Genomic DNA, 3,683 nt, shown 5'->3' on the forward strand with positions numbered 1-3,683 from the left:
GGCTACGGCTGGAAGGGCTCGCGCGAGCATGTCGAGGGCTTCCTCTCCCCGAAGGCCGTCTACATCAATCTGGACTGAACCGCGCCGGATGCCGGCCCGCTACCTGGGCCCTTGTCTGCCTTCGTCTTAAAGCCGATCCCGGCGGGAAGGCCATAGGTCCCAGCCATAGGTAAAAGCTCTGGCTGGCCGTGACGGCGCCTTGGGCTCGGTTGCCCAGCCCGGGCCCTGCTCATAAAGTCCAACGCGTCGCACAGCGAAATCCTGTGCCGCAAAACGAGGCGCCGAGGGAGCGCTTCAGGCCGCTCTGCCGTGTTGGGAGGAAAAAGCTCGGCAAGAGCGTTCGGCCACAATCGGGGACAAGAACAATGCAAAGAACCATCACGGCGATCGAGCGCCTGATCCTGCGAATAGCGGCGATCTGCGTCATCGCGATCATGCTGATCGTCTGCACCGACGCGGTGTCACGTTACGCAATCCACCGCCCGCTGCCCTGGGCTTTCGACCTGATCACCTATTACCTGCTGATCGCCGCGCTCTACCTGGCCATATCCGGCACCTTCCAGAGCGGCGACCACATCAATATCGACCTGTTTCGCAACATCATGCCGAAGCGCCTGCGAAACGCGCTCGACGTCATCTGGGGCGTGCTCGCGGCCATCGCCTTCGGCGTGATCGCGCTCGGCGCCGCCGAGGAGATGACGAAGGCCTACGCCAATCGCGAGTTCCTGCCCGGCTACATCGCCTGGCCGGCTTGGGCTTCCTATCCCGCGATCGCCATCGGCGCCGGCGTGCTCGCGCTGCGCCTTCTCCTCCACTGCTTCAAGCTGGCCGTCCACGGTGAAGACAAGGGCGTCGCCGATACTTCCGGAGAGCATGTCGAATGAGCGCCGCGATCGTCGTCATCTTTCTCTTCATGCTCCTCGCGGCGGGCGCCCCGATCGGCTTCGCGCTGATCGTCGCGGGTTCGGTCGGTATCTACTGGATCGGCGGGGCCGACGCGCTGCTGGGCATTCTCTCCAGCATGCCGCGCGATTCAGCCGCGACCTATGAATTCCTGACCATCCCGATGTTCCTGCTGATGGCGGAATTCGTGCTGCGCTCCGGCATCGCCGACGACCTGTTCAAGGCGGCCGCCGCCTGGTTCGGCCGCGTCCGCGGCGGCCTCGGCATCGCCACCTCGCTTGCCGGCGCAGGCTTCGGCGCGATCTGCGGCTCCTCCACGGCGGCGGCAGCGACGCTCTCGGCCACCTCGCTGCCCGCGATGCTGCGCTACGGCTACGAGAAGCGCATGGCGTCGGGCGTCGTCGCGATCTCCGGAACGCTCTCGATGCTGATCCCGCCGAGCATCGCCATGGTCATCTACGCCATGCTCGCCGATGTCAGCATCGCGCGGATGCTGATCGCCGGCGTCATTCCCGGCATCATCGTCACCTTCACGATCGCGCTCACCGTCTATCTACTCGCGCTCTGGCGCCCGGAGGACGCACCGCTGACGGAGAAGGTCACGCTGCGGGAAAAGATCGCCTCGCTGCGCCTCGTCGGGCCGATGCTCATCCTGATGATGGCGGTCACCGGCGTGATCTACACCGGCATCGCCACGCCCACGGAAGCCTCGGCTGTCGGTGCCTTCTGCGCAGGAGGGCTCTACTTCTGGCGCGGCAAGCGTTCGGGCCAGGAGGTGATCGACATCGTCTCCCGCTCGACGAAGACGGCCTGCATGCTCGGCCTCATCATCCTGGGCGCCCATGTCTTCACGACCTTCTTCGCCCTGACGCAGACGACCCAGAGCCTCGTCAGCTGGGTCGGCGGTCTCAACGTCGCGCCCTGGGTGATTGTCGGGATCATCGTGGTCATCATCCTGATCATGGGCTTCTTCATGGACCAGATGGCCATCCTGGTCCTGACGGTCCCGATCGTGGCCCCCCTGCTCTCCTCGCTCGGCTTCGACCTGATCTGGTTCGGCGTCATCAAGATCGTGACGGCCGAGATCGGGCTGGTGACGCCACCGCTGGGATTGAACTGCTTCGTGGTGGCGAAATACTCGAAGATCAAGGTCGGCGACGTGTTCTGGGGCATGCTGCCTCATGTCATCAGCCACATGATCGCGATCCTGATCCTGCTGCTCTTCCCGCAGATCAGCCTCTGGCTGCCCAACCACATGCAGTGAAGCGGCCACTCCTTGCGGACGGGGCGCCATGGCGCCCCGTTCCTCCGCACGACCTCGGAATGAATCCACCGGAACGACCGGCATGGAAGAGCCCATGGATATCGCCCAACTCGGCATCCCGACCCATCACACCCGCGTCGAACGCTGGCAGTGCGATTTCAACGACCACTGGAATGCGCGCTTCTACGGTCGCGGCTTCCAATCCGCCGCCGAGACCGTCGCGACCCTCGACGGGAAGCCCAACCCCGGCGCAGCGGTCATCGCGGAACGCCATATCCGCTACCATAGGGAGCTACGCGTCGGCGCCGCGGTCGAGGTTCGCTCGGCGGTGATCCGGGGCGGCACGGCGGATGGTGCGGTGGCGCATCTGCTGGTCAGCGCCGGCCGGCTCTCCGCCGTCGCCATCGACCGAAAGGCACAGGGCGCTCATATTCTCCCCGATGCCGCCGGCGAGGATCTCGAGCGGCTGTTGCCGCGTGATCTCTCCAGTCCTGCGAGCGGGGGCGGAGACGCAGGCAGCGTCTTTCACGGCGAGGTCGGGCCGGTGAGGCCCGCCGAGCTCGACCATGCCGGCGGGCTCCTCTTCGAGGAGATCATCGCCCGCACCGCGATCACCTCGCACAACCTGCTGCTCGGTCTGGGTTACACGATGGAGTTCACCGAACGCACCGGGATCGGGCGGATGGCGATCGAGCTCAGCGTCGCCCGGCATGGCGACGTCGCAGCCGGAGCGATCCTAGTCACGCATGCGCGCCTCAGTCATGTCGGCGAGAAGAGCTTCTCGCTGGAGCACTGGCTTGGCACTCGGGCAGGCTTCCAGGTCGCGGCCGTCCGACAGACGCTGCTCGCGGTCGACCTGCGCACACGACGCGTGGCGGCAGTTCCGGATTTCCTGCGCAGATCGGGGTAGGCGGCCGGGCACCGTCACCGCAGCCGCTCGATCTCAATCCTTCGGCCGGTGATGCTCCGGCCAGAGCCGCTCGACCATGCTGCGGGACGCGCCATAGGCGTGGCAACTGTCGATCTTGAGCGGCTTGCCCTCCGCATTGCGCGCGTCGAGGAGATGCATCCGCCGCATCGTCATCGTCTGGTAGGCCGCGCTCGCGATCGGCCCGAGCAGTTCCTTCAGATGCGTGCAGGTATCGCAGGCCGGCAATCGCTTGCGGATCTCGCTGTTCCAGCCGGCGCCGATCGTGAGGCCGACGATGGCCTGGAGCGTGTCTCCGCCCCCCGGACAGGGGCGATAGGGATAGGCGCGGATGAAAGTTCGGACGGCATGGACGACCATGTTTTCGTCGAAGACCAGAGTCAGGCCGAGATCGTGGATCGGCGCGTTCGCCGGCACGGTCCGGGTGTCGCCTGGCGGCGTGAAATCATGCGGCTTGCTGTCGACGAGATGTGCGCTGACTTCGAACAGCCCGTCGCTGCGCGCGCAACCGCGGAAATCGATATGACGATGATGCAGTGGCTCGCGGACGATGCCGTCATCTTCTTCCATGGTAGCCTCCTATCGATC

The 3,683-nt window shown here is 65.5% G+C and carries 4 protein-coding genes; 3 read left to right on the top strand and 1 reads right to left on the bottom strand.

Annotated features, from left to right (window positions below):
- Positions 1–365: 365 nt before the first annotated feature.
- The 3 genes from JHD80_RS26785 to JHD80_RS26795 all read left to right on the top strand — a co-directional run bounded on the left by JHD80_RS26785 (position 366) and on the right by JHD80_RS26795 (position 3,077).
- Positions 366–884, top strand: a complete 519-nt coding sequence (locus JHD80_RS26785) for a TRAP transporter small permease (RefSeq protein ID WP_199093563.1) — start codon at positions 366–368, stop codon at positions 882–884.
- Entirely contained in the window at positions 881–2,167 is a 1,287-nt protein-coding gene (locus JHD80_RS26790; RefSeq protein ID WP_199093565.1) for a TRAP transporter large permease, read from the top strand. The genes JHD80_RS26785 and JHD80_RS26790 overlap by 4 nt, the downstream gene beginning before the upstream one ends.
- Before the next feature lie 94 nt (positions 2,168–2,261).
- On the top strand, positions 2,262–3,077 hold the full coding sequence (locus tag JHD80_RS26795) for a thioesterase family protein (protein WP_199093567.1): 816 nt from the start codon (positions 2,262–2,264) through the stop codon (positions 3,075–3,077).
- 33 nt (positions 3,078–3,110) lie between these two features.
- Here JHD80_RS26795 and JHD80_RS26800 read toward each other — a convergent pair whose 3' ends face one another.
- Positions 3,111–3,665 carry a DUF2889 domain-containing protein gene (locus JHD80_RS26800; protein ID WP_199093569.1) on the bottom strand — a complete coding sequence of 185 codons (555 nt, stop codon included), beginning with the start codon at positions 3,663–3,665 and terminating at the stop codon, positions 3,111–3,113.
- Positions 3,666–3,683: the final 18 nt, after the last annotated feature.

The organism is Allobosea sp. ASV33 (assembly GCF_016428755.1).
In the GTDB taxonomy this organism is placed as follows: domain Bacteria; phylum Pseudomonadota; class Alphaproteobacteria; order Rhizobiales; family Beijerinckiaceae; genus Allobosea.